Here is a 25,511-nt window from a genome sequence, read left to right on the forward strand (position 1 = left end):
AGGGGAGGGCAGCCCCGCCATGGACGACAGGGACGGCACCGACGGCAAGCACGGCACCAGCGCGACGACCGGCGCGGACGACAAGGAGCGGGACCGGGACAAGGACTCCAAGGAACCGCTCCGGGTGGGCGTGGCCGTGCGCAAGAGGCGCCGGGCCCTGCACCTGACCCTCGCCGCGGTGTCCGCGCGCAGCGGACTGTCGGTCCCCTTCCTGAGCCAGATAGAGAACGAGCGGGCCAGGCCCAGCATGCGGTCACTCGAACGGGTCGCGGACGCGCTGGAGACCACGGCCGTCGATCTGCTGGCCGCCTCCGACACCGCGCGCACCGTGGACCTCGTACGGGCCGGCGACGATTCCGCGCTGACCCCCGTCCCGGGCGTACGGCCCCTCGTGCGCGGGCACCACCAGCTGCACGCCCTGGAGTTCACGGGGGACCAGGACGCGGGCCGCGAGTACCAGCACCGCAACGACGAGCTGATGTACGTGGTCTCGGGCGCCTGCCAGGTGGAGGCCGAGGGGCGGGCGTACCGGCTGGAGAACGGCGACGCGCTGTTCCTGTCCGGCGGGGTGCGCCACCGCTGGCGGGCCGTCACCGAGGACACCCGGATCCTGATCGTCGCGGTCGGCGAACACATCCACGCGACCTCCGAGCCGCCCTCGCCGGGACACTGACCGGATGCGGGTCGTTTCGCTGGTGCCGTCGCTGACCGAGGCGGTGGCCGTGAGCGCGCCCGGGTCGCTGGCCGGGGTGACCGACTGGTGCACACACCCGGCCGCCCTGGGGGACGCGGTGCGCATCGGGGGCACGAAGAACCCCGACGTACGGGCGATCGCGGAGCTGCGCCCGGACCTGGTCCTCGCCAACGAGGAGGAGAACCGGGCCCCCGACCTGGCGGCGCTGCGGGAGGCCGGGCTGGAGGTCCTGGTCACCGAGGTACGGGATCTCCCGCAGGCGTTCACCGAGCTGGACCGGGTCCTGGTGGGGGCCATGGGGCTGGAGCGGCCCCGGTGGCTGGCGGAAGCGGAGGCCGCCTGGGCCCGCGCGGAGCCGGCCGGAGAGTGGCGGACGGCCTTCGTGCCGGTCTGGCGGAGGCCCTGGATGGTGCTGGGCCGTGACACCTTCGCGGGGGACCTGCTGGCCCGCCTCGGCGTGCGCAACGCCTACGCCGGGCACCAGGAGCGGTACCCGAGGATCCCGGCGGCCGAGCTGGCCGCCGCCGGCTGCGAGCTCGTGGTGTTCCCGGACGAGCCGTACCGCTTCACGCCCGGGGACGGGCCCGAGGCCTTCCCCGGCATCCCGGCGGCGTTCGTCGACGGCCGCCACCTGACCTGGTACGGCCCCTCGCTGGCCGCGGCCCCGGAGGTGCTGGGGGCGGCCCTGCGGGCCTAGCGGGGTGCGGCCAGCAGGCGGCCGGCGGCGAGGCCGCGCAGGGTGTTCGCGGCGGCCAGGAACCAGGCGGTCAGCAGGGCCAGGAAGAGGGCCGCGGCCAGCCAGGAGAAGGCGGTGAGGCCGGTGTGCCGGGCCAGTCCGGCGGCGCCGGTGACGCAGGTGCCGACGGGGAAGGTCAGCGCCCACCAGGTCATCGCGAACCCCATGCCGTCCCGGGCGGCCCGCACCAGCATCGCCGCGGCCAGCGCCAGCCACATCAGGGCGAATCCCATCACGGGGACTCCGTAGACGACCGCAAAGGCGGAGAAGGCGCCGGAGTAGGCACCGGTGTTCGACTCGGGAGCCATGTCGGCCAGCGAGTTCACCGCGGTGGTCGACTGCCCGAGGGGGCCCAGGACCAGGAACAGGGTCGGGGTGAGGGCCAGGGGGAGGGGGCCGCTGACGATCAGCCGGCCGAACACCAGGGGGAGCAGCAGCAGGGTCGCGAGCAGGCTGAGGCCGAACATCGCGTAGCAGCCGAGCAGCATGGCCTCGCGGGCCTGGCCGGCGGGGAGGTGGGGGATGAGCAGGGGGCCGAGTGCGGCGGAGACCATGGGCGCTACCACCGGCAGCAGCCAGACGGGGGTGGCCTGGTGGGCCTCGACCTTGTGCCGCACCACCATCAGGTAGGGGACGGCCACGGCCGCGAGGAGGCCTATCGCGGTGCCCGCGGTGAACAGGACCGTGTCCACGGCGATGGCGGCGGGGACGCCGATGAGGTCCTTGCCCACGATGAGCGCACCGCCGCCGACGGCCAGTAGCGCCATCGACAGGCAGCCGTAGAAGGGGGCCACGGCGGGGTCCAGGAGGTGGGCGCGGGCCTGGTCGCGGTGGTGGAGCCAGTGGCCGGCCCGCGCGGTCAGCAGGACCGCGAGGGCGGCGGTGGCCAGCACCCAGAAGATCTGGCAGGCCACGCGCTGGCCGGGGAGCTGGTACGGGAGGGTCGCGCCGGCATTGGCGATGATCGCCGTGCCCATGACGGAGGCGTACCAGTTGGGGCCGAGATGCCGCAGGGAGGGGGCCTTGCGGGTACCGGCGCCGGGGGTCGCGGGGGCAGCGGGGGTTCCGGGGGTGGTGGGACCGGGGCGTACGAGGGTGGTGGCCATGGGTCCAGCGTCCCGCCGGGCGGGGCCGGACGGCAGAGGTGATCTTCCTATGAGGGCATAAACTGAAGTTATGGGCAATGCGCAGGGTAGTGAAGAGTGGGTCGAGGGGCAGCTTCCCCTGGCACACCGGGTCCCGGACCTGGGGGCCATGGAGCTGCTGCTCGCGGTCGCCCGCGTCGGCAGCCTGAGCGCCGCCGCGCGCCGGCTCGGGATCACCCAGCCCGCCGCCAGCAGCCGGATCCGGGCGATGGAGACCCGGCTCGGGGTCGCGCTCGTGGACCGCTCCCCGCGCGGATCGACGCTGACCGCGGAGGGTGCGCTGGTCACGGACTGGGCCCGGCGGGTGGTGGAGGCGGCCGAGGCCTTCGACGCGGGCGCGCAGGCACTGCGGGGCCGCCGCGACTCCCGGCTGCGGGTCGCCGCCAGCATGACCATCGCGGAGTACCTGCTGCCCGGCTGGCTGATCGCCCTGCGCGGGCAGCGGCCGGACACGGCGGTGTCGCTGCACGCGGGGAACTCGGCGGTGGTGGCGGAGCAGGTGCTCGCGCACGAGGCGGACCTCGGGTTCGTGGAGGGGCTGAGCGTGCCGGAGGGGCTCGACTCGGTGGTGATCGCACAGGACCGGCTCGTGGTGGCGGTGGCTCCCGGGCATCCGTGGGCGCGGCGCTCGCGCGGGGTGGAGCCGGCGGAGCTGGCGGCGACCCCGCTGATCCTGCGGGAGCGGGGGTCGGGGACCCGGCAGGTCCTGGACGCGGCGCTGGCCGGGAGCGGGGGGCTGGCGGAGCCGCTGCTGGAACTGGCCTCCACCACCGCGGTGAAGGCGGCGGCGGTGAGCGGGGCCGGGCCGTGCGTGCTGTCGGAGCTGGCGGTCGGGGACGAGATGGCGGGGCGGCGGCTGGTGTCCGTGCCGGTGCTCGGGGCGGGGCTGGAGCGGGAGCTCCGGGCGGTGTGGCCCGCGGGGGCCCGGCCGGCGGGGCCCGCGCGGGATCTGCTCGCGCTGACCCGGCGCTGACCCGCCGGCGCGGAGCCGGCGCTGGCCCGGTGGCGCCCGGTGGCGCTGACCCGCTGACGCGGAGCCGGCGATGGCGTGCAGGCGGCCCTGCGGGGCGGAGTCCCCTACCCGCCCTTCCACCGTTCCCCGGGCTCTGCCCGGACCCCGCGCCTCAAACGCCGGCGGGGCTGGGTGGGGCCCCGGGCTCTGCCCGGACCCCGTGCCTCAAGCGCCGGCGGGGCTGGGTGGGGCCCCGGGCTCTGCCCGGACCCCGTGCCTCAAGCGCCGGCGGGGCTGGGTGGGGCCCCGGGCGCTGCCCGGACCCTGCGCCTCAAACGCCGGCGGGGCTGGGTGGGGCCCCGGGCGCTGCCCGGACCCCGCGCCTCAAACGCCGGCGGGGCTGGGGGAGGCTCCGGGTGCTGCCGGGACCCGGTCCTCAAGCGCCGGACGGGCTGGAGGGGTGCCGGGCTGCGCCCGGACCCCCTGGGGCTCCGCCCCAGACCCCGGTCCTCAAACGCCGGGCGGCTGAAAGGCCCTCAGCGCCGGGCGGCTGAAAGGCTCTCAGCGCCGGACGGCTGAAAGGCCCTCAAACGCCGGACGGCTGAAAGACCCTCAAGCGGCGGGTGGTTGGGAGGCCCGGGTGTCGGAGGCTGCTGTGATCAGGGCCGACATGACGCGGGTGTCCTTGTCCAGTTCCGGGTGCCATTGGACGCCCAGGGTCCAGGGGGCGTCGGGGAGTTCGATGGACTCCACCGTGCCGTCGGTGGCGTGGGAGGAGGCGATCAGGCCCCGGCCCAGGCGGTCGACGGCCTGGTGGTGGTAGGTCGGGACCTCCGACTCCTCCGGGACCAGGGCCGCGTACAGCGTGCCGGGGACCGGGCGGACCGGGTGCCAGGAGACCACGCCGGGGCTCAGCACGTGGCCGTCGATGTGCTGGATCAGCGTGCCGCCCAGGGCCACGTTCAGCGCCTGCATGCCGCGGCAGATGCCCAGGAGGGGGGTTCCCGAGGCCAGCGCCGCCGTGATGAGCGCGAGCTCCCAGGCGTCGCGGACGGTGGCCGCCGGTCCGGTACGGGGGTCGCGCGGAGCCCCGTACCGGACCGGGTCCACGTCCGGGCCGCCCGCGACGACCAGGCCGTCCAGCCGGCTCAGCACCTCCGCCGCCGTCTCCGGTTCGTCCGGCGGGAGCAGGACGGCGGTGCCGCCCGAGGCCTGGACGAGCTCGTAGTACCCGGTGGGGATGAGGGCGGTGGGGACGTCCCACACCCCGTAGCGGGTGGACTTCTCGACGTAGGTGGTGATGCCGATGAGCGGCCTGGGCAAGGGAGTACCTCCGGGAGGAGCGGGCGGTGCGAGGGGAGGGCGGTGGGTCAGTCGCGGGAGAGCTCGGCCTCCGCTTCCGCGAGTGCCGCGAACTCCTCCTCCGGGGCGGAGGCCACCAGGTGGTGCCGACTGTAGAACGCGAAGTAGGCGAGGGCGACGGCGTACACGGCCAGGGCGATGAATGCCGCGTCCTTGTCCACCAGGAAGGTGGCGACCAGGGCCGAGAGGGCGAGGGCGAAGGCGATCGAGGACGTGACGATGCCGCCCGGAGTGCGGTACGGGCGCTCCAGGCCGGGCTCGCGGCGCCGCAGCACGATGTGGGAGAGGGCCATGAGGGCGTAGCTGATGGTCGCGCCGAAGACCGCCATGTTCAGCATGCGCGGGCCGTTGCCGGTGGCGGCGGCCAGGGCGAAGCCGATGGCGCCGGGGATGAGCAGGCCGAGGTACGGGGCCTTGCGCTTCGAGGTCAGGGACAGGAAGCGCGGGAGGTAGCCCGCCCGGGACAGGGCGAACAGCTGGCGGGAGCCGGCGTAGATGAGGGAGAAGAAGGAGGCCACCAGCCCGGCCAGGCCCGCGTAGTTGACGAAGGTCTTCAGCCAGGAGAGCCCGGGGTCGCCCTCCAGGGCGACGACCAGCGGGTTGCCCGCGTCCTTGATGGCGTCGGCTCCGCGCGCACCGGTCGAGGCGAGGAAGGTGACCAGGGCGAGCAGGACCAGGATGCCCATGGAGATCGACAGGGCGCGCGGTACGGAGCGGACCGGGTCCTTGGCCTCCTCGGCGGCCAGCGGCACGCCCTCGACGCCGAGGAAGAACCACATGCCGAAGGGGAAGGCGGCCCAGATGCCGAGGATGCCCAGCGGCAGCCAGGAGCTCGCGCCGGCGGCGGTGGTGTCGACGGCGATGTTGTCGAGGTTGGCGGGGTCGAACTGGGTGAACGCGCCGACGGCGAAGACGACCAGCGCTATCACGGCGATGGCGGTGACGATCAGGGAGAAGCTCAGGGCCTCGCCCACGCCCCACAGGTGGATGCCGATGAAGACGGCGAAGCAGGCGAGGTAGACCGGCCAGCCCGAGGTGAGGCCGAAGAGGTTGAGCGACTCCACGTAGTCGCCGATGAAGATGGCGATGGCGGCCGGGGCGAGGATGTACTCGATGAGGATCGCGGTGCCGGTGAGGAAGCCGCCCCAGGTGCCGAGCGCCCGGCGGGCGAAGCCGTAGCCGCCGCCCGCGGTGGGCAGGATCGCCGACAGTTCGGCGAGGGAGTAGACCAGGCACGCGTACATCGCGCCCATCAGGACGGTGGCGATGGCGAGGCCGCCGAAACCGCCCTGGGCGAGTCCGATGTTCCAGCCGGAGAAGTCGCCGGAGACCACGTACGCGACGCCGAGACCGGTCAGCAGCAGCCAGCCGGCGCTGCCGCGGCGCAGGGTGCGGCGCTCCAGGTAGCCGTCGGTGCCGTTCTCGGGGGACTGTGCTGTTTCGGGTACGGCTGCCAGCCGTGCGCCGGTGTCGTCGGCCATGTGCGCTCCTGCCTAGGGCAATGGTTGTGGGGCGTACCTTTGCCGCTCGGGCGTGGCGGGCGCAAGACCCCTGCGTTAAACGGGGGTTACGAAAGGCTCTCGGCCGCGGCGGGGCGCCCCGCCGCGGGCGCTCCGTCAGGCCAGGAACCCCCGCAGCAGCGCGGCCGTGCCGCAGCAGTGCTCGCGCATCACCGCGCGGGCCGCCTCCGGGTCCCGGTCCAGCACCGCCTCCACCAGCGTGCTGTGCTGCTGCTGCGAGTGCTCCAGGTTGCGCACCAGCAGCGGGATGCAGTCCAGCAGGTCGTTCACGGTGGCCCGGACGGCCGCGTACTGGGCCGTCAGGGTGGCGGATCCGGCGAGCTCGCACAGGGTCAGGTGGAAGAGCGTGTCCTGGCGGCGGTAGTCGGGCAGCGGGGCGTCGTGGGTGGCGGTCAGCGCGCCGAGCAGCCGGTCGGTGTCCCGCTCCGACAGCCCCTGGGAGGCGCACAGGCCGGCCGCGCCCACCTCCAGGACCTCGCGGAAGCGCAGCACGTCCTCGATGTCCACGCCCGCGACCCGGCGCCGCAGCTCCTCCTCGGTGCCCCCGGCCGGCGTGTCGGGGCGGGGCAGCACAAACGTTCCGCCGTACCGTCCGCGCCGGGCCTCCACCAGGCCCTGGTCCTGCAGTACCTTCAGCACCTCGCGGAGCGTCACCCGGCTGATCCCCATCCGCTCGGCCAACTCGCGCTCCGGCGGCAGCCGTTCCCCGCCCGGTACCAGTCCGAGCCGGACCACCTGGAGGATCTGCTCCAGCGCCTCCTCGAAACCGTTGCCCGCCCGCACCTGTCGCAGTACGGGATTGAGCCGCCTGCCGGCCTCGTCCTCGCTCGCCGTATCGGTCATCTCGCCTCCTCCCCTTCCCAAGCAATGGTTCTATTCAATACCTTAGGCCCCCTCGGCTCACCGAAGGAGAGAATCCCGTGGTAGACCGCAAGCCGCCGCTTTCGCCCGAGGAGCTCCGCGCTCTCGTCGCCAGCGGTGAAATCGACACAGTGGTCCTGGCCTTCCCCGACATGCAGGGGCGCCTCCAGGGCAAGCGGTTCGCCGCACAGTTCTTCCTCGACGAGGTCCTCGCCCACGGAACCGAGGGCTGCAACTACCTCCTTGCCGTCGACACGGACATGAACACCGTCGACGGGTACGAGATGTCCTCCTGGGACCGGGGCTACGGCGACTTCGCCATGCACCCCGACCTCTCCACCCTGCGCCGGATCCCCTGGAACCCGGGCAGCGCCTTCGTCCTCGCCGACCTGGCCTGGAACGACGGCTCGCCCGTGGTCGCCGCGCCCCGGCAGATCCTGCGCCGCCAGCTCGAACGCCTCGGAGAGCTCGGGTACACCGCGATGGTGGGCACCGAGCTGGAGTTCATGGTCTTCCTGGACACCTACGAGCAGGCCTGGAACTCCGACTACCGCGGTCTGACCCCCGCCAACCAGTACAACACCGACTACTCCATCCTCGGCACCGGCCGCGTCGAGCCCCTGCTGCGCCGCATCCGCAACGAGATGCAGGCCGCCGGCCTGGTCGTGGAGTCGGCCAAGGGCGAGTGCAACCTCGGCCAGCACGAGATCGTCTTCCGCTACGACGAGGCGCTGACCACCTGTGACCAGCACTCCGTCTACAAGACGGGCGCCAAGGAGATCGCCGCGCAGGAGGGCGTCTCGCTCACCTTCATGGCCAAGTACGACGAGCGCGAGGGCAACTCCTGCCACATCCACCTCTCGCTCACCGATGCCGACGGACGCAACGCGATGGCCGGTGAAGGACCGGACGCGCACGACCACGGCGGCATGTCCCCCGTGATGCGGCACTTCCTGGCCGGCCAGCTCGCCGCGCTGCGCGACTTCTCCCTTCTCTACGCCCCCAACATCAACTCCTACAAGCGTTTCCGGCCGGGATCCTTCGCGCCGACCGCCGTCGCCTGGGGCGTGGACAACCGGACCTGCGCGCTCCGGGTGGTCGGCCACGGCCGCTCCATGCGCTTCGAGAACCGCCTGCCCGGCGGCGACGTCAACCCGTACCTCGCCGTCTCCGGCCTGGTCGCGGCCGGGATCTACGGCATCGAGAACCGCCTGGAGCTGCCCGAGCCCTGCGCCGGCAACGCCTACACGGCCGACTTCGCGCACGTGCCCACCACCCTGCGCGAGGCCGCCGAGCTCTGGGAGAACAGCGAGATCGCCAAGGCCGCCTTCGGCCCCGAGGTCGTCGCCCACTACCGGAACATGGCCCGCGTCGAACTGGACGCCTACGACTCCGCCGTGACCGACTGGGAACTGCGCCGCTCCTTCGAACGCCTCTAGGAACCCGGGCCCGGAGCCCGGGACCCGCCCCACGGACCCCGCGCGCCCCCCTTTACCGGAACCACCGCACCCACCGCACCCGAACGTCTGAAAGGCCACCACGTGTCCGATGCGCTGGAAGTCTTGAATCCGGCCACCGAGGAACTCGTCGCCGTCGTCCCGGCCGCCACACGGGACGACGTCGACGCCGCCGTCGTACGGGCCACCGCCGCCCAGCGGGCCTGGGCGGCGGCCGCGCCCGCCGACCGGGCCAGGCTGCTGCGCCGCTTCGCCGCCGTCGTCGACGGGCACATCGAGGAACTGGCCCTGCTGGAGGTCCGGGAGGCGGGCCACACCATCGGGAACGCCCGCTGGGAAGCCGGCAACGTCCGTGACGTGCTCGACTTCGCCGCCGGGGGCGTGGAACGCCTCTCCGGCCGTCAGATCCCCGTCGCCGGCGGCATCGACGTCACGTTCCTCGAACCCCTCGGCGTCATCGGCGTGATCGCGCCCTGGAACTTCCCCATGCCGATCGCCGCCTGGGGCCTGGCCCCGGCGCTGGCCGCCGGCAACGCGGTCATCCTCAAGCCCGCGGAGACCACCCCGCTCACCGCGCTGCGCCTCGCCGAGCTCGCCCTGGAGGCCGGACTCCCCGAGCACCTGTTCCAGGTGCTGCCCGGCCGGGGCGAGGTGGCGGGCGACGCCCTCGTCGAGCACCCGGGGGTGGCCAAGATCGTGTTCACCGGCTCCACCCGGATCGGCAAGCGGATCATGGCCAAGTGCGCCGACCGGGTGAAGCGCCTCACCCTCGAACTCGGCGGCAAGAACCCCAACATCGTCTTCGCCGACGCGGACCTGGAGGCGGCGGCGGCCTCGGCCCCGATGTCCTTCCTGGACAACACCGGGCAGGACTGCTGCGCCCGCACGCGGATCCTCGTACAGCGCTCCGCGTACGACCGGTTCATGGAGCTGCTCGCCCCCGCCGTCGAGAAGGTGGTCGTGGGGGACCCGTACGACGAGAACACGCAGATCGGACCGCTGATCTCGCGGGTGCAGCTGGACCGCGTACGGTCCTACGTCACCGATGACCTCACGGTCGTCCGGGGCACCGCCCCCGAGGGCCCCGGCTTCTGGTACCCCCCGACCCTCGTCACCGGCGTCGACCCCACCGCCGCCGTGGCCACCGAGGAGGTCTTCGGACCGGTCGCCGTCGTCCTGCCCTTCGAGGACGAGGAGGACGCCGTACGCCTGGCCAACGCCACCGACTACGGCCTCGCCGGCTCCCTGTGGACCCGCGACGTGGGCCGCGCGCTGCGCGTCTCGCGCGCCGTCGCCGCGGGCAACCTGTCGGTCAACTCCCACAGCAGCGTCCGCTACTGGACCCCCTTCGGCGGCTACAAGCAGTCCGGACTCGGGCGCGAGCTCGGACCCGACTCCCTCACCGCTTTCACCGAGACCAAGAACGTCTTCATCAGCACGGAGGCCTGACACACATGACCACCGACTCCACCCCCTCCACCGGCTCCGCCGAAGAGATCGTCTGCCGCCGCCTGGTCGGACGGACCGCCGTCATCACCGGAGCCGGCAGCGGCATCGGCCTCGCCACCGCCCGCCGGCTGGCCTCGGAAGGCGCCAACGTCGTCTGCGGCGACATCGACGAGACCGCGGGCAAGGCCGCGGCCGAAGAGGTCGGCGGCACCTACGTCAAGGTCGACGTCACCAGCCCCGAGGAGGTCGAGGCCCTCTTCAAGACGGCCTTCGACACATACGGCTCCGTGGACATCGCCTTCAACAACGCCGGCATCTCGCCCCCGGACGACGACTCGATCCTCACCACCGGCCTGGAGGCCTGGAAGCGGGTCCAGGACGTCAACCTGACCTCCGTCTACCTCTGCTGCAAGGCCGCCCTGCCCTACATGCAGCGCCAGGGCCGGGGCTCCATCATCAACACCGCCTCCTTCGTGGCCCGGATGGGCGCCGCCACCTCGCAGATCTCCTACACCGCCTCCAAGGGCGGCGTGCTCGCCATGTCCCGCGAGCTCGGCGTGCAGTTCGCCCGCGAGGGCATCCGCGTCAACGCCCTCTGCCCGGGGCCCGTGAACACCCCGCTCCTGCAGGAGCTGTTCGCCAAGGACCCCGAGCGCGCCGCCCGCCGGATCGTGCACATCCCGCTGGGCCGGTTCGCCGAGCCCACCGAGATCGCCGCCGCCGTCGCCTTCCTCGCGAGCGACGACTCCTCCTTCATCAACGCCACCGACTTCCTGGTCGACGGCGGAATCTCCGGCGCGTACGTCACCCCTCTCTAAACGTTCACCTCCCCACCACCCACCCGACAGCCGGGCGTCGCACGACGCCCGGCTGTCGTGCTCTACCGTCCGCGACGATCTTGAAGAAGAACCAGGAGAACCCACCTCAGTGACCCGACCCAGTTCCGCGCGGCGGCTCCAGGCCGTCTGCGCCGCCGTCGCGATAGCCGCCGGCACCCTCGTGGCCGCCGCTCCCGCCGCCCAGGCGGCCCGCCCCGGCGGGCACTGCACCACCCCCCGGCTCAAGGGCGCCGGGGCCCCTTGGTACGCAGACAACCAGGCCCGGCTGCAGCAGCTCATCGACGACTACGGCACCTGCAACCCGTACCGGCCGAACCGCAACAAGCCCGTCGCGGTCTTCGACTGGGACAACACAGTCGTCAAGAACGACGTGGGCGACGCGCAGATGTTCTGGCTGCTGCGCAACGGCAAGATCCGCCAGCCCGCCCGGGGCGACTGGGCCGGCACCAGCCGCTTCCTGACCCCGGCCGCCGCGCAGGCCCTGGCCGAGGCCTGCGGCTCCCTCGCGAAGCCCGGAGCCCCGCTGCCCACGGGCACCCCCGAGGGAGCCGGCTGCGCCGACGAGATCAACGCCGTCTACGGCACCGCCGCCACCCGCGCGGCAGCCCCCGCCTTCGCCGGCTGGGACCGCCGTACGACCGAGCCCGCCTACGCCTGGCTGCCGCAGCTCATGCAGGGCTGGACCGCGCGCGAGATCCGCGGCTTCGCCGCCGCCGCGCGGGCCGAGAACCTGGCCGCCCCGGTCGACGCCAAGCAGCAGGTCGGCTCCACCACCGCCACCGGCTGGGTGCGCTACTACGACCAGCAGAAGGAGCTCATCGCCGGTCTGCAGAAGGCCGGCTTCGACGTCTGGATCAGCTCGGCCTCGCCGCAGCCGGTCGTCGAGGTGTGGGCCGAGGGCGTGGGCATCGACGCCCGGCACGTCATCGGCATCCGCAACACCACCACGTACGGCGGGAAGTTCACCTCCCACCTGCAGGGCTGCGGGTCCGTCGCGGACGGCGCCGACACGATGATCACGTACATCGACGGCAAGCGCTGCTGGATCAACAAGGAGATCTTCGGGGTCCGCGGCGCCGCGGCCGAGAAGGTCCAGCCGGCCGCCCGCCGCCAGGTGTTCGCCGCGGGCGACTCCGACACCGACATCTCGTTCCTGCGCGACGCGACCGTGCTGCGGCTCGTCGTGAACCGCAACAAGAACGAGCTGATGTGCCGCGCGTACGACAACAGCGACGGCAAGTGGATCGTGAACCCGATGTTCATCCAGCCCAAGAAGCAGAAGGCCGCGCCCTACCCGTGCGCGACCACCGGCTTCACCGGCCGTGACGGCACCCCGGGGCCCGTGCTCCGGGGTGACAGCAGCGTCATCCCGGACCAGACGGACTCCGTCTTCTAAGGCCCGGGGCCTGAAGCCCGAGGCCCGAGGCCTACAGGAAGGTGCGGCCCTCGCCCCGGTAGGTCGGGGCGGTGGCCGTCACCCGGTCGCCCTCGACCAGGTGCAGGGTGTCGAAGCGCTCGCACAGCTCACCGGCCTTAGCGTGCCGGAACCAGACCCGGTCGCCGATCAGCAGATCGTCGGCCGGGCTGCCGAGCAGCGGGGTCTGCACCTCGCCGGCCCCCTCCTGCGGGTCGTAGCGCAGACCCTGGGGCAGGTACGGGACCGGCAGCCGGTCCGGGCCCGGTGCGCCCGAGGCCGGGTACCCGCCGCCGAGCACCGTGACCACCCCGACGCCGGGGCGGCGGACCACCGGCTGGGCGAAGAGCGCCGCGGGGCGGCCGGTGAACGAGGTGTAGTTGTCGAACAGCCGCGGCACGTAGAGCCCCGACCCGGCGGCGATCTCCGTGACCGCGTCCTCGGCGGCGGTCTGCTGGACGCTGCCGGTGCCGCCGCCGTTGACGAACTCCAGGTCCGGCACCACCGCGCGCACGGCCCGTACGGCCTCGGCCCGCCGGGCGGCCAGCTCCCTGCGGGCCGCGCCCTGCATCAGCCGGATGGCGCGCGACCTCAGCGGGCGCCCCGCGAGCGCGTCGCCGACCCCGGCCACGTGGCCCTCGTAGCCCATCAGTCCGACCACACGGAAGCCGGGCCGGGCGCTCACCGCGCGGGCCAGCTCGGCGAGCTGCGCGGGCTCGCGCAGCGGGGAGCGGCGGGCGCCGACGCGCACCCTGCCCCCGAAGAGGTGCAGGGCGGTGTCCAGCTCCAGGCAGACCCGGATCTCCTGGGCGCCGCCGTCGCGGGCCCGGTCCACGAGCTCCAGCTGCGCGAGGTCGTCGACCATCACGGTGACCGCGCCGGCCAGCTTCGGATCCGCGGCGAGCTCGGCGAAGCCGGCCCGGTCGGCGGACGGGTAGGCGAGCAGCACGTCCTCGAAGCCCGAGCGGGCCAGCCAGATCGACTCGGCGAGGGTGTAGGACATGATTCCGGCGAACCCGGGCCGCGCGAGGACCCGTTCGAGCAGCGCGCGGCACCGTACGGACTTGCTCGCCACCCGGACCGGCTTCCCGCCGGCGCGACGCACGAGGTCGTCGGCGTTCGCGTCGAACGCCTCCAGATCCACGAGGGCGAGCGGAGCGTCGAGATGGGCGGTGGCCCGGTCGTAACGGGCCCGGTCGGCGGCGGGGGAGTTCATGGGCGGCAGCCTGCCAGATGGGTGTACCCGTGGGTAGGGGTTTCGGGCAGGCCGTGGGACCACCGGCCAGGTCAGGGGCGGGAGAGTCGCCGGCGTCACAGTTCGCTTCCGGCCGGCCCGGGCCCCCTTCGGGACGGGGGCGCGGCAGTGCGCCCGTGTGTCCCGTCGCTCCTCACCGGGCGGCGTTCCGGCCCTGACGGGCGCGTAAAGTAAAGGCAGGCAGCCGACGGGAACGGGGGGCTGAGCCGCCGGATGAGTACGTCCACACCGCACGGCGGGGTCCTGACCGCGCCCGACCGGAGCCCGGTGCCGCCACGGCGGCGCCGCGGAACGGTCCTCGCCGCCGCCCTGTGCGGCCTCCTCGGCCTCGGTCTCACCGGTGCGGCCGGCTACAAGGCCGTCTCCGACCACCGGGCCGCCCAGCGGGCCCTGACCCCCGAAGCCGCGTACCGCAAGGCCGCGTCCCTCTGGCACAGCACCCCCGTGGACACCCTGTTCCCGCCCGTCCTCGACGGCCAGGACGCCGGGCCGGGGGGCGCCGACCGCACCTGGACCCGGATCACCCCCGCCGCCGACGCCGGCTGCGCCGAGGCGCTCGCGGCCGACTGGCAGGCGCTGTTCGCCGGAACCGGGTGCACCCGTGTGCTCCGCGCGACCTACACCGACGCCACCCGCAGCTCCCTCGTCACCGTCGGCATGGTCTTCACCCCCGCGGACGCCACCGCCATGGACGCGCTGCGCGGCCGCCTGACCGCACCGACCGGCTACGGGTTCCCCGACAACCGCCGCGCCGCCTGGACCGCCTCCGTGCTCGCCGAGGCCCCGGTCGTCGTCTACGCCGTCTCCGCCTTCGCCGACGGCCGCCGTCTCGGTGCACCCAGCCCCGCCGAGGACAAGATGGCCGAGGACGCCAGGGGACGCGTGGCCAAGGCGGGCCTCGGCCACGAGGCCAAGGCCGTCGCCGACCTGATCGAACGGACCGTGCGCGGCCTCGCGCTCTCCCCGCAGGGCCGGCCGGTCCCGCAGACGTCACCGACGTCACCGACGTCACAGGATCCGTCCGCGGATCCGCAGGCTTCGGACCCGCAGTCCCCGACGGCGACCCGGGAGGCCGCTCGATGACCCGCCGAGCCCTGCTCCCGGCCGCCCTCGCGCTCGGAGCCCTGTTCGCCGTCACCGCCGCGCCGCCGGCCGCCGCCGACGCCATCCGCGACCGCCAATGGGGGCTGACCGCCCTGCGCGCCGAGGAGGCCTGGGGCACCACCAAGGGCGACGGGGTGACCGTGGCCGTCCTCGACACCGGGGTCGACCCGACCCACCCCGACCTGGTCGGCCAGGTCCTGGAGGGCGCCGACCTCGTCGGCATGGGCGCCGGAAAGGGCGACCCGGAATGGGCCCGCCACGGTACGGCCATGGCGGGGATCATCGCCGGGCACGGCCACGGCTCCCTCGGCCTCGGAGGCGTCCTCGGCATAGCCCCCCAGGCGAAGATCCTTCCGGTCCGGGTGATCCTGGAGGAGAAGGACCCCAAGCGGGACCAGGCCCGGGAGAACAAGGGCGGCGCCCTCGCCGAGGGCATCCGCTGGGCCGCCGACCACGGCGCCGACGTGATCAACCTCTCGCTCGGCGACGACAGCAGCTCCGCCCACCACGAGGCCGCCGAGGACGAGGCCGTCCAGTACGCCCTGGGCAAGGGAGCGGTCCTCGTCGCCTCCGCCGGCAACGGCGGCGAGGACGGCGACCGCATCTCTTACCCGGCCGCCTACCCCGGGGTCATCGCCGTCACGGCCGTCGACCGCAAGAACAAGAAGGCCCCCTTCTCCACCCGCAACTGGTACGCCACCGTCAGCGCCCCGGGCGTCGACGTGGTCATCGCCGACCCCAACCGCCTCTACTACGAGGGCTGGGGCACCAGCGCCGCCTCCGCCTTCGTCTCCGGCGCGGTCGCCCTGCTCAAGGCGGCCCACCCCGACCTGTCCCCGGCGCAGGTCAAGAACCTGCTGGAGGACACCGCCTCCAGCTCCCCGCCCGGCGGCCGCGACGACTCCCGCGGCTTCGGCCTGGTGGACCCGGCCGCCGCCCTCCAGGCCGCGGACGGGATGGCCCCCGAACCGGTGCTGCCCGTACCCGTCGCGGCCGCGAGCCGCTACTTCGGTGCCGGCCCCGACCCGGTGCCCGACCGCGGGCCGTGGGCCCGCTTCGGAGCCCCGGCGGGCGTGGCCGGCGGGCTGGCCCTGCTCGTGGTGGCCGGCGTACTGGCCCGGCGGCCCCGGGCCGGACGGTGGGATCCCGATGCGGGATAGGCTCGGTGAACTGTGGCGAACAAAAACATTCCCGACCCCGGTTTCTCCGACGACGACGGCTCCGCCGACCCCCGGCTGAGCGCGGCCCTGGCCGCCTGGGCCGAGGACAGAGCCAAGGAGCCGGAGGTGCTGGCGGCCCTCAAGGGCGCCCGCCTGCTGGTTCCCGTCGTGGCCGTCCTCGGCGAGGTCGAGACCGACCCCGAGACCGGACTCAAGCGCGAGAAGACCAGCGACATGGCCGTCCCCACCCTGCAGGCGGGGGACCGGCGGGCGCTGCCCGCCTTCACCTCCATCGCCTCGCTGGCCCTGTGGGACCCGGCCGCCCGCCCGGTGGCGGTACCGCTGCACCAGGCCCTGGCCGCCGCCGTGCACGAGAAGGCCGACACCGTCGTCCTCGACCTCGCCGGACCGGTCCCGTACCAGCTCGCGGGCCCCGCGCTGCTCGCGCTCGCCGAGGGCCGCACGGACGCCGGTCCGCTCGCCGACCCCGCCGTGCGCGAGGCCGTACGGGCCGTCGTGACCGCCGAACCGGCCGTGCTCGGCGCCCACCTGGGCCCGGGCGGCGCGGACGCCGACGGAACCCTGGCGATCGTGCTGGCGGCCGGGCCGCAGGCCGCGGCGGCGGCCCGCCGGGTGGCCGAGGCCCTGGCGGCCGACGAGACCCTGCGCGCACGCCTCGTAGGCGGACTGGACCTGGCGCTGCTCCCGGAGGGGGCCCCGGTCCCGCCCGGCGAGCCGCTCTTCACGCGCTGACCCCGGAACGCACGAGGGCGCCTCCCGGCATCGGGAGGCGCCCTTCCTGCTGTCCGCGGAGTCACGCGCGACAGCGGGGTCACGCGTACAGGGGCTACGCGTACACGGGACCCGTGAACTTCTCGCCCGGGCCCTGCCCCGGCTCGTCCTGCACCAGCGAGGCCTCGCGGAAGGCGAGCTGGAGGGACTTCAGGCCGTCGCGCAGCGGGGCGGCGTGGAAGGAGCTGATCTCGGTGGCGCTCGCGGTGACCAGCCCGGCCAGGGCGGTGATCAGCTTGCGGGCCTCGTCGAGGTCCTTGTACTCGGAGTCGGGCTTGTCCAGACCCAGGTTGACCGCGGCCGCGCTGAGCAGGTGGACGGCCACGGTGGTGATGACCTCGACGGCCGGCACGTCCGCGATGTCGCGGGTCAGGTCGTCGTAGTCGGGAGCGGCCGGGGACTCGGCGGATTCGGGCGTGGAACCGGAGGGTGTCGCGTCAGTCATGTGCCACACGATATGCCGTGCGGCGGGCTTGCAACGCGGGTGCTAGTATGTACTTCGACCGGCCGGACACTCCTGTGCCCGGCCCACAAGTGGAGGCTCCGATTCTCCCACCCGACCACCCTCACGGGAGGCGGGTCACCGGTCAGGCGGTATCCATCGTTCCGTACGGACGATGGAAAGCTGCCCGATTTTGCGCCCCGCGGTTCGCACGCGACGGTGCTCCGGTTGTATTGGAGCCCTCGTCTGTGCCCGGCGGGGCTTTTTTCATACTCCGCCGCGGTCGGTCTGACGGAAAAACGTCAGCGGCTGCCCTCCAGGCAGCCGTGTGGTGCTACCGAGGAGGATCCATCAGCACCGAGCCCCGCATCAACGACCGGATTCGCGTTCCCGAGGTACGACTCGTCGGCCCGAGTGGCGAGCAGGTCGGCATCGTGCCGCTTGCCAAGGCGCTTGAGCTCGCGCAGGAGTACGACCTCGACCTGGTCGAGGTCGCGGCGTCCGCACGCCCGCCGGTCTGCAAGCTCATGGACTACGGCAAGTTCAAGTACGAGTCGGCCATGAAGGCCCGTGAGGCGCGCAAGAACCAGGCGCACACGGTCATCAAGGAAATGAAGCTCCGGCCGAAGATCGACCCGCACGACTATGACACCAAGAAGGGTCACGTCGTTCGGTTCCTCAAGCAGGGCGACAAGGTCAAGATCACGATCATGTTCCGTGGTCGCGAGCAGTCCAGGCCGGAACTCGGCTACCGACTGCTGCAGCGTCTCGCTTCGGACGTCGAGGAGCTCGGCTTCATCGAGTCGAACCCGAAGCAGGACGGCCGAAACATGATCATGGTTCTCGGTCCGCACAAGAAGAAGACCGAGGCGATGGCCGAAGCCCGCGAGGCGCAGGCCGCCCGCAAGGCCGAGCGCCAGGGTGCTGCGGTCAGCGACGAGAGTGGTGCCGAGGCCCTGGCCGCGGACGCCGCGCTCGAGGCTGAGAACGCCGCACTCGAAGCCGAGGACGTGCAGGGCGCTTCCGACGAAGCGGCCGACGCGGCCGAGGCCGGCACCGACGAGGCAGCCGCCTCGGACGAGGCCTCTGCCCAGGCCTGATTCCGAGGCAGCCCGTCTCGGATCACCGATACAACATGACGCTCCCGCGAGCCGGCCCCCACCAGGGCCGGTGGGAGCGCCACCGACGAGGAGATAACGGCGCTATGCCGAAGAACAAGACGCACTCCGGGACCAAGAAGCGCTTCAAGATCACCGGCTCCGGCAAGGTGCTCCGCGAGCGCGCCGGCAAGCGCCACCTGCTCGAGCACAAGTCGTCCCGTGTCACCCGCCGCCTGACCGGCACCGCGGAGATGGCCCCCGGCGACGCCGCGAAGATCAAGAAGCTTCTCGGCAAGTGACGTCCTCCGCTCCCTTGCCGGGAGCGGGAGCACGTCAAGACCGGGACCCCATCGAATTCGGGCCGTGTGAAGACAACCACGGCCCCGCTACAAGGAGTTAAAAGTGGCACGCGTCAAGCGGGCAATCAACGCCCACAAGAAGCGCCGGGCAATCCTCGAGGCTGCCAAGGGCTACCGCGGTCAGCGTTCGCGCCTGTACCGCAAGGCCAAGGAGCAGGTCACCCACTCGCTGGTCTACAACTTCAACGACCGCAAGAAGCGCAAGGGCGACTTCCGTCAGCTGTGGATCCAGCGCATCAACGCTGCTGCCCGCCAGAACGGCATGACGTACAACCGCCTCATCCAGGGTCTGAAGGCCGCCAACATCGAGGTGGACCGCAAGATCCTCGCCGAGCTGGCCGTCAACGACGCCAACGCGTTCGCCGCGCTGGTCGAGGTTGCGCAGAAGGCCCTCCCGGCCGACGTCAACGCCCCGAAGGTCGCTGCCTAAGCAGCACGCCCTCAAGGCCGCAGTAACCGCAGTACTTTGCCCGGACCCGCAGGCCTCGCGCCTGCGGGTCCGGTGCGTTGATCACCGAGTTCGACTGAGTTCCACCCGCTGTACGCACGGAAGCGAGCCGACCGCATGGGCACCCCCGCCGAGCTGATCTCCCCCCGGTCCACCCGGGTGGCCGCCGCCAGGCGCCTGGCGCGACGCAATTTCCGCACCAAGGAGCGCCGCTTCATCGCCGAGGGCCCGCAGGCCGTGCGCGAGGCCGTGGAGCACCGCGGCGCCGGCGGCGAGTCCACGCTCATCGAGCTGTTCGCGACCGTCGAGGCCGCCGAGCGCTACGCCGACATCGTCGACGCCGCGTACGCCGCCGGGGCCCGCGTCCACTACGCCTCCGACGAGGTGCTCGCTGAGGTCTCGCAGACGGTCACCCCGCAGGGCCTGGTCGGCGTCTGCCACTTCCTCGACTCGCCGTTCGAGGAGATCCTGGGGGCCCGGCCCAAGCTCGTCGCCGTCCTCGCGCACGTCCGCGACCCCGGCAACGCCGGTACGGTGCTGCGCTGCGCGGACGCCGCCGGAGCCGACGCGGTCGTGCTGACCGACGCCTCCGTGGACCTGTACAACCCCAAGTCCGTACGCGCCTCCGTGGGCTCCCTCTTCCACCTCCCGGTGGCCGTCGGCGTACCCGTGGAGCAGGCCGTCGAGGGGCTGCGCGCGGCCGGCGTGCGGATCCTCGCCGCCGACGGGGCCGGCACGGACGACCTCGACGCCGAACTCGACGCGGGCACCATGGGCACCCCCTCGGCCTGGATCTTCGGCAACGAGGCCTGGGGCCTGCCCGAGGAGACCAGGGCGCTCGCCGACGCGGTCGTACGGGTCCCGATCCACGGAAAGGCCGAGAGCCTCAACCTCGCCACGGCCGCCGCCGTGTGCCTGTACGCCTCCGCGCGTGCACAGCGGGCGCCCGGAGGGTGCCGCTCCGTGACCCCCAGCTAGTAATGTGGCGGCCCGAGGGGCCCACTGTGGTACTCGGAGATGTGGGGTACGGGGACATGACCGTCGGTACGAACAGCTCACCAGGTGCCGCCAAGGCGGCCGGTGCACCCGTCCTGGAGTCCGTGCCCCAGCCGGCCGCCCCCGCCGCCCCGTTGCCCGTGCAGCAGCCCCAGGGAGCCCCTGCCCCGCCCGCGCGCGATCGGAGCGCCCCGCAGGAGGCGGACGGCCACGGCGAGTACGCCGCGCTCGGGATCGACCCCGACGACCTGCCCGACGGGCTCGTCATCGCCGACGCCGCAGGCCGGGTCGTCTGCTTCAACTCCGCCGCCGCCCGGATCACCGCCCTCTCGGCGGCCCGGGCCCTCGGCCTCGACATCGAGCGCGCCCTCCCGCTGGAGGACCTCGAAGGCCGCCGCTGGTGGGCGCTGACCGACCCCTACGGAGGCCTCGCCACCCGGCGCGGACAGCCCGAGCGCAACCTGCTGCTCCCCGGCGGCCGCGAGGTGCTCGTCTCCGCCAGCTACGTACGCACCCACCCCAGGGGCCCGGTGCGCCGACTCGTGATCACCCTGCGGGGCACCGAGGCCCGGCGGCGCACCGAGCGCAGCCACGCCGAGCTGATCGCCACCGTCGCGCACGAGCTCCGCTCCCCGCTCACCTCCGTGAAGGGGTTCACGGCGACCCTGCTCGCCAAGTGGGAGCGGTTCACCGACGACCAGAAGCGCCTGATGCTGGAGACCGTCGACGCCGACGCGAACCGCGTCACCCGGCTCATCGCCGAGCTCCTGGACATCTCCCGCATCGACTCGGGCCGCCTGGAGGTGCGCCGCCAGCCGGTCGACATCACCACGGCCGTGGGACGGCACGTCCAGGCGCTCACCGCGAACGGGCAGGCCCCGGAGCGGTTCCTGGTCAGTGTGAGCCGGCCGCTGCCCGACCTGTGGGCGGACCCGGACAAGATCGACCAGATCCTCGGCAACCTGCTCGAAAATGCGGTGCGCCACGGTGAGGGAACCGTCACCATCGACGTGACGCCGACCAGCTTCGCGAACGCCGCGGGGAAGACCGAGAAGGGAACCGCCGTCACCGTGACCGATGAAGGCCCTGGTATCCCCGAAGAGTCGATGAAGCGCGTCTTCACGCGCTTCTGGCGCGGCAGCAAGCGCGGCGGCACGGGCCTGGGCCTCTACATCGTCAAGGGCATTGTCGAAGCCCACGGCGGCACCATCACGGTCGGCCGCGGCCCCGGCGGCGGCGCCGAGTTCCGATTTATCCTGCCCGTCGGCGCGCCCGCGTACCTCACGCAGTAGACCTGCGGAGGGTCTCGCCAGGCGGCCCACGGGCTCCTTCACCCCCGGCGACCTTTAGACTCGACCTTTGGCACCTTTGTGTCCTAGTGCCGAGCGCGTCCTGCGCGTCGCGCGGGGGACCACCAGCCAGCCATCGGAAGTACGGGAAGAGATGTCGGCACCGAACAAGTCGTACGACCCTGTCGAGGTCGAGGCACTGAAACCGGAAGAGATCGAGCGCATGCGGGACGAGGCGCTCGCCGCCTTCGCCGCCGCCGGCGACCTCGACGAGCTGCGCGAGGCGAAGACGGCGCACATGGGCGACCGCTCGCCCCTGGCGCTCGCCAACCGCGAGATCGGCGCGCTGCCCCCGCAGGCCAAGGCCGCCGCGGGCAAGATCGTGGGCCAGGCCCGCGGCGCCGTGAACAAGGCGTTCGGGGCCCGCACCGTCGCGCTCGAAGCCGAGCGCGACGAGCGGGTGCTGGTCGAGGAGGCGGTGGACGTCACGCTGCCCTACGACCGCGTGCCCGCCGGCGCCCGGCACCCCCTGACCACGCTGATGGACCGCATCGCGGACATCTTCGTGGCCATGGGGTACGAGGTCGCGGAGGGCCCCGAGGTCGAGGCGGAGTGGTTCAACTTCGACGCCCTCAACTTCACGCCCGACCACCCGGCTCGCCAGATGCAGGACACCTTCTTCGTCAAGGGCCCCGAGGGCACCGAAGGCGACGAGTCCGGCGTCGTGCTGCGCACCCACACCTCCCCGGTGCAGGCGCGCTCGCTGCTGGAGCGCAAGCCCCCCGTCTACATCGTGTGCCCGGGGCGGGTCTACCGCACCGACGAGCTCGACGCGACGCACACCCCGGTCTTCCACCAGGTCGAGCTGCTCGCCGTGGACGAGGGCCTGACCATGGCGGACCTCAAGGGCACCATGGACCACATGGTCCAGGAGCTGTTCGGCGAGGGCACCACCACGCGCCTGCGCCCGCACTTCTTCCCCTTCACCGAGCCGTCCGCCGAGATGGACATGCAGTGCTACGTGTGCCGCGGCGAGTCGGTGGGCAACCCCGACCGCCCGTGCCGTACCTGCTCCAGCGAGGGCTGGATCGAGCTCGGCGGCTGCGGCATGGTCAACCCGAAGGTGCTCATCGCCTGCGGTGTGGACCCGGAGAAGTACAGCGGGTTCGCCTTCGGTTTCGGCATCGAGCGGATGCTGATGTTCCGGCACAACGTCGAAGACATGCGAGACATGGTCGAGGGTGACATCCGTTTCACCCGGCCGTTCGGGATGGAGATCTGATGCGGGTCCCGCTTTCTTGGCTGCGGGAGTACGTCGACCTCCCCGCAGGTGAAACCGGTCGCGACGTCGCGGCCAAGCTCGTCGACGCCGGCCTCGAGGTCGAGACCGTCGAGCAGCTCGGCGGCGGGCTCAAGGGCCCGCTCGTCGTCGGCCAGGTGCTGACCATCGAGGAGCTCGAAGGCTTCCGCAAGCCGATCCGCTTCTGCACGGTGGACGTCGGCTCGGCCAACGGCACCGGTGAGCCGCAGGAGATCGTCTGCGGCGCCCGGAACTTCTCCGTCGGCGACAAGGTCGTCGTGGTCCTGCCGGGCGCGGTGCTGCCCGGAGACTTCGCGATCGCCGCGCGCGAGACGTACGGCCGCACCTCCCACGGCATGATCTGCTCCGGCGACGAGCTGGGCATGGGCGACGACGGCACGCACGGCATCATCGTGCTGCCGCCCGAGCACGAGGCCGGCACCGACGCGATCAAGCTCCTGGAGCTGGTCGACGAGGTCCTGGACATCGACATCACCCCGGACCGCGGCTACTGCATGTCCATGCGCGGTGTGGCCCGCGAGGCCGCCACCGCGTACGGCCTGCCGCTGCGCGACCCGGCACTGCTCGACGTGCCCCAGCCGAACTCGTACGGCTACGAGGTCAAGATCGACGACCCGCAGGGCTGCGACCGCTTCACCGCGCGCACGGTGACCGGCCTCGACCCCGAGGCACGCTCCCCGATCTGGCTCACGCGCCGCCTCCAGAAGGCCGGCATGCGCCCGATCTCGCTCGCCGTCGACATCACCAACTACGTGATGCTCGAACTCGGCCAGCCGCTGCACGCCTACGACCGCTCGCGGATCGACGGCGCCATCGGCGTCCGCCGGGCCGAGCAGGGCGAGAAGTTCACCACCCTGGACGGGGTCAAGCGCACGCTCGACGCCGAGGACCTGGTGATCACCGACAACAGCGGCCCGATCGGGCTCGCCGGTGTCATGGGCGGTGCCAACACCGAGATCGCCGACTCCGTCACCGACCCCGAGACGGGCGCCGTCACCGGCACCACCGACGTGGTCGTCGAGGCCGCGCACTTCGACTCCGTGTCGATCTCGCGCACCGCCCGCCGCCTCAAGCTGTCCTCCGAGGCGTCCAAGCGCTTCGAGCGCGGCGTCGACCCGCAGGCCGCCGCCGCTGCCGCCCAGCGCACCGTCGACCTGCTCGTGCTGCTCGCGGGCGGCACGGCCGAGGCCGGCGTCACCGAGCTCACCGCCCCGGGCGCCCCGCGCACCATCGCGATGAGCGCGGACCACCCCGACAAGGTCGCGGGCATGGAGTACGGCCGGGAGACCGTCGTACGCCGCCTGCAGGAGGTCGGCTGCGACGTCTACGGCCAGGACGAGCTCGTCGTCACGGCGCCCTCGTGGCGGCCCGACCTCGCCGAGCCCAACGACCTCGCCGAGGAAGTCATCCGGCTGGAGGGCTACGGGAACCTTCCCTCCACCCTCCCGCAGGTGCCCTCCGGCCGAGGCCTGACCGCCCGGCAGCAGCTGCACCGCCGGGTGGGCCGCGCGCTGGCCGGCGCGGGCTACGTCGAGGCGCTCAGCTACCCCTTCATCGGGGAGGGCGTCTTCGACCAGCTCCAGCTGTCCGCGCACGACGCCTCCCGCCAGGTCGTCAAGCTGGTCAACCCGATCTCCGACGAGGAGCCGGCGCTGCGCACCACGCTGCTGCCGGGTCTGCTCGGCGCGCTGCGCCGCAACGACAGCCGGGGCAGCCACGACCTCGCCCTCTTCGAGACCGGCTCGGTCTTCCGGGCCGCCGCGCAGCCGGGCGTCGCCGTACGCCTCGGCGTCGACCGGCGTCCCACCGACGAGGAGATCGCCACCCTGAACGCGGCCCTGCCCGCGCAGCCGCGCTACGCCGCGGTCGTGCTGGCCGGTGCCCGCGAGCAGGCCGGCTGGTGGGGCAAGGGCCGTCCGGCCGACTGGGCGGACGCGGTCCAGGCGGCGCGCTCGCTGGCCGTCGAGGCCGGTGCGGAGCTCGTCGTGCGCCAGGGCCAGTACGGTCCCTGGCACCCGGGCCGGTGCGCCGAGCTGATCGTCACCCTGGACGGGGTGGAGACGGTCATCGGCCACGCCGGTGAGCTGCACCCGCGCGTGGTCAAGGCGATGGGCCTGCCGGCCCGCACCAGCGCCATGGAGCTCGACCTGGACCGCCTCGCGGCGGCCGGCGGCGAGGCCCTCCAGGCGCCCCGGATCTCCTCCTTCCCGGTGGCGACCCAGGACGTCGCGCTGATCGTGGACGCGTCCGTGCCGGCTTCGGCCGTCGAGGAGGCGCTGCACAAGGGCGCGGGTGAACTGCTGGAGTCCCTGCGGCTGTTCGACGTGTTCGAGGGCGAGCAGGTGGGCGAGGGGAAGAAGTCCCTCGCGTACGCGCTGCGCTTCCGTGCGGCGGACCGGACGCTGACCGCGGAGGAGTCCACGGCCGCCCGTGACGCGGCGGTCGCCCTCGCGGGCGAGCGTACGGGGGCGGTGCTGCGCGGCGCGTAGCCGCTGCCGCCGCTCTTCGTGGCACCGAGGGGGTGCATCCCGATCAGGGGGTGCACCCCCTCACCCGTACCCGGCGCCGTGTGGCCCCTGCGGGGCCGGCTGTCCCCTACCCGCCCTTCGCCCGTTCCCCGGGCTGCGCCCGGACCCCTCCTGGGGCTCCGCCCCAGACCCCGCGCCTCAAACGCCGGCGAGGCTGGATATATCCGGCCCCGCCGGGCGAAATCCAGCCCCTCCGGCGTTTGAGGAGCGGGGGTCCGGGGGCCGGCCCCCGGGAACGGCGCCGCACGCGGCAAGGGTCCGGGCGGAGGCCGGGGGCCACGCGGGCCG

The 25,511-nt window shown here is 73.1% G+C and carries 23 protein-coding genes; 17 read left to right on the top strand and 6 right to left on the bottom strand.

Annotated features, from left to right (window positions below; all coding sequences use genetic code 11):
* Nucleotides 1-19 precede the first annotated feature (19 nt).
* Nucleotides 20-673 (top strand): helix-turn-helix domain-containing protein, encoded by a 654-nt coding sequence (locus ACZ60J_RS25180; RefSeq protein WP_407839944.1) that lies wholly within the window; start codon nt 20-22, stop codon nt 671-673.
* A 4-nt stretch (nt 674-677) separates the two neighbouring features.
* Complete coding sequence (locus tag ACZ60J_RS25185) at nt 678-1,391, top strand: helical backbone metal receptor (protein WP_469685155.1); 714 nt, start codon at nt 678-680, stop codon at nt 1,389-1,391.
* Here the strand turns inward: ACZ60J_RS25185 and ACZ60J_RS25190 are convergent.
* Nucleotides 1,388-2,536 (bottom strand): TDT family transporter, encoded by a 1,149-nt coding sequence (locus tag ACZ60J_RS25190; RefSeq protein WP_469685156.1) that lies wholly within the window; start codon nt 2,534-2,536, stop codon nt 1,388-1,390. The two genes, ACZ60J_RS25185 and ACZ60J_RS25190, sit on opposite strands and share 4 nt — an antisense overlap.
* Before the next feature lie 70 nt (nt 2,537-2,606).
* Between ACZ60J_RS25190 and ACZ60J_RS25195 the strand changes: the two genes are divergently transcribed.
* On the top strand, nt 2,607-3,548 hold the full coding sequence (locus tag ACZ60J_RS25195) for a LysR family transcriptional regulator (RefSeq protein WP_469685158.1): 942 nt from the start codon (nt 2,607-2,609) through the stop codon (nt 3,546-3,548).
* 591 nt (nt 3,549-4,139) lie between these two features.
* Here ACZ60J_RS25195 and ACZ60J_RS25200 read toward each other — a convergent pair.
* From ACZ60J_RS25200 to ACZ60J_RS25210, 3 genes are all read right to left on the bottom strand, one after another.
* Entirely contained in the window at nt 4,140-4,850 is a 711-nt protein-coding gene (locus ACZ60J_RS25200) for a gamma-glutamyl-gamma-aminobutyrate hydrolase family protein (protein ID WP_469685160.1), read from the bottom strand.
* 47 nt (nt 4,851-4,897) lie between these two features.
* The gene (eat, locus tag ACZ60J_RS25205; protein WP_469685162.1) at nt 4,898-6,370 is read right to left on the bottom strand and encodes an ethanolamine permease; all 1,473 of its coding nucleotides are present in this window, start codon (nt 6,368-6,370) and stop codon (nt 4,898-4,900) included.
* Between the two features lie 135 nt (nt 6,371-6,505).
* Complete coding sequence (locus ACZ60J_RS25210; protein WP_469685164.1) at nt 6,506-7,252, bottom strand: FadR/GntR family transcriptional regulator; 747 nt, start codon at nt 7,250-7,252, stop codon at nt 6,506-6,508.
* A gap of 77 nt (nt 7,253-7,329) precedes the next feature.
* Here ACZ60J_RS25210 and ACZ60J_RS25215 point away from each other — a divergent pair, with 77 nt between their 5' ends.
* The 4 genes from ACZ60J_RS25215 (at nt 7,330) to ACZ60J_RS25230 (ending at nt 12,411) form a co-directional block, all read left to right on the top strand.
* Nucleotides 7,330-8,709: a glutamine synthetase family protein gene (locus tag ACZ60J_RS25215; RefSeq protein ID WP_469685166.1), complete on the top strand. Its 1,380-nt coding sequence runs from the start codon at nt 7,330-7,332 to the stop codon at nt 8,707-8,709.
* A gap of 102 nt (nt 8,710-8,811) precedes the next feature.
* Nucleotides 8,812-10,176 carry an aldehyde dehydrogenase family protein gene (locus ACZ60J_RS25220; RefSeq protein WP_469685168.1) on the top strand — a complete coding sequence of 455 codons (1,365 nt, stop codon included), beginning with the start codon at nt 8,812-8,814 and terminating at the stop codon, nt 10,174-10,176.
* A gap of 5 nt (nt 10,177-10,181) precedes the next feature.
* A complete protein-coding gene (locus ACZ60J_RS25225) occupies nt 10,182-10,994 on the top strand; it encodes a 3-oxoacyl-ACP reductase (RefSeq protein WP_469685170.1) in 813 nt (270 codons plus the stop codon).
* Nucleotides 10,995-11,103: 109 nt separating this feature from the next.
* Nucleotides 11,104-12,411 carry a haloacid dehalogenase-like hydrolase gene (locus ACZ60J_RS25230; protein WP_469685171.1) on the top strand — a complete coding sequence of 436 codons (1,308 nt, stop codon included), beginning with the start codon at nt 11,104-11,106 and terminating at the stop codon, nt 12,409-12,411.
* Nucleotides 12,412-12,442: 31 nt separating this feature from the next.
* On the opposite strand, the gene ACZ60J_RS25235 is transcribed toward ACZ60J_RS25230, so the two are convergent.
* Nucleotides 12,443-13,645: an amino acid deaminase/aldolase gene (locus tag ACZ60J_RS25235; RefSeq protein WP_469685173.1), complete on the bottom strand. Its 1,203-nt coding sequence runs from the start codon at nt 13,643-13,645 to the stop codon at nt 12,443-12,445.
* Nucleotides 13,646-13,897: 252 nt separating this feature from the next.
* Here ACZ60J_RS25235 and ACZ60J_RS25240 point away from each other — a divergent pair, with 252 nt between their 5' ends.
* Genes ACZ60J_RS25240 through ACZ60J_RS25250 form a run of 3 tightly spaced genes read left to right on the top strand, consistent with a single transcriptional unit; the run spans nt 13,898 to nt 16,701 of the window.
* Nucleotides 13,898-14,767, top strand: coding sequence for a hypothetical protein (locus ACZ60J_RS25240; protein ID WP_469685175.1), 870 nt, complete (start codon nt 13,898-13,900; stop codon nt 14,765-14,767).
* Nucleotides 14,764-15,948: a type VII secretion-associated serine protease mycosin gene (gene mycP, locus ACZ60J_RS25245; RefSeq protein WP_469685176.1), complete on the top strand. Its 1,185-nt coding sequence runs from the start codon at nt 14,764-14,766 to the stop codon at nt 15,946-15,948. The genes ACZ60J_RS25240 and mycP overlap by 4 nt, the downstream gene beginning before the upstream one ends.
* Before the next feature lie 12 nt (nt 15,949-15,960).
* Nucleotides 15,961-16,701: an SseB family protein gene (locus ACZ60J_RS25250; protein WP_469685177.1), complete on the top strand. Its 741-nt coding sequence runs from the start codon at nt 15,961-15,963 to the stop codon at nt 16,699-16,701.
* 94 nt (nt 16,702-16,795) lie between these two features.
* Here the strand turns inward: ACZ60J_RS25250 and ACZ60J_RS25255 are convergent, their stop codons facing one another.
* Complete coding sequence (locus tag ACZ60J_RS25255) at nt 16,796-17,185, bottom strand: DUF1844 domain-containing protein (protein WP_469685178.1); 390 nt, start codon at nt 17,183-17,185, stop codon at nt 16,796-16,798.
* Nucleotides 17,186-17,508: 323 nt separating this feature from the next.
* Here ACZ60J_RS25255 and infC point away from each other — a divergent pair, with 323 nt between their 5' ends.
* The 7 genes from infC to pheT all read left to right on the top strand — a co-directional run bounded on the left by infC (nt 17,509) and on the right by pheT (nt 25,184).
* On the top strand, nt 17,509-18,282 hold the full coding sequence (gene infC / locus ACZ60J_RS25260) for a translation initiation factor IF-3 (RefSeq protein WP_469685179.1): 774 nt from the start codon (nt 17,509-17,511) through the stop codon (nt 18,280-18,282).
* A gap of 104 nt (nt 18,283-18,386) precedes the next feature.
* Nucleotides 18,387-18,581, top strand: a complete 195-nt coding sequence (gene rpmI, locus ACZ60J_RS25265) for a 50S ribosomal protein L35 (RefSeq protein ID WP_030157249.1) — start codon at nt 18,387-18,389, stop codon at nt 18,579-18,581.
* 103 nt (nt 18,582-18,684) lie between these two features.
* The gene (rplT, locus tag ACZ60J_RS25270; protein ID WP_330295526.1) at nt 18,685-19,071 is read left to right on the top strand and encodes a 50S ribosomal protein L20; all 387 of its coding nucleotides are present in this window, start codon (nt 18,685-18,687) and stop codon (nt 19,069-19,071) included.
* A gap of 135 nt (nt 19,072-19,206) precedes the next feature.
* On the top strand, nt 19,207-20,067 hold the full coding sequence (locus tag ACZ60J_RS25275) for a TrmH family RNA methyltransferase (RefSeq protein WP_385377318.1): 861 nt from the start codon (nt 19,207-19,209) through the stop codon (nt 20,065-20,067).
* 56 nt (nt 20,068-20,123) lie between these two features.
* Nucleotides 20,124-21,377, top strand: coding sequence for a sensor histidine kinase (locus tag ACZ60J_RS25280; RefSeq protein ID WP_469685180.1), 1,254 nt, complete (start codon nt 20,124-20,126; stop codon nt 21,375-21,377).
* Nucleotides 21,378-21,528: 151 nt separating this feature from the next.
* Nucleotides 21,529-22,656: a phenylalanine--tRNA ligase subunit alpha gene (gene pheS, locus ACZ60J_RS25285; RefSeq protein WP_469685181.1), complete on the top strand. Its 1,128-nt coding sequence runs from the start codon at nt 21,529-21,531 to the stop codon at nt 22,654-22,656.
* Nucleotides 22,656-25,184 (top strand): phenylalanine--tRNA ligase subunit beta, encoded by a 2,529-nt coding sequence (gene pheT / locus ACZ60J_RS25290; RefSeq protein ID WP_469685183.1) that lies wholly within the window; start codon nt 22,656-22,658, stop codon nt 25,182-25,184. The genes pheS and pheT overlap by 1 nt, the downstream gene beginning before the upstream one ends.
* Nucleotides 25,185-25,511: the final 327 nt, after the last annotated feature.

The sequence above is a fragment of the Streptomyces sp. NPDC104226 genome (assembly GCF_055584085.1).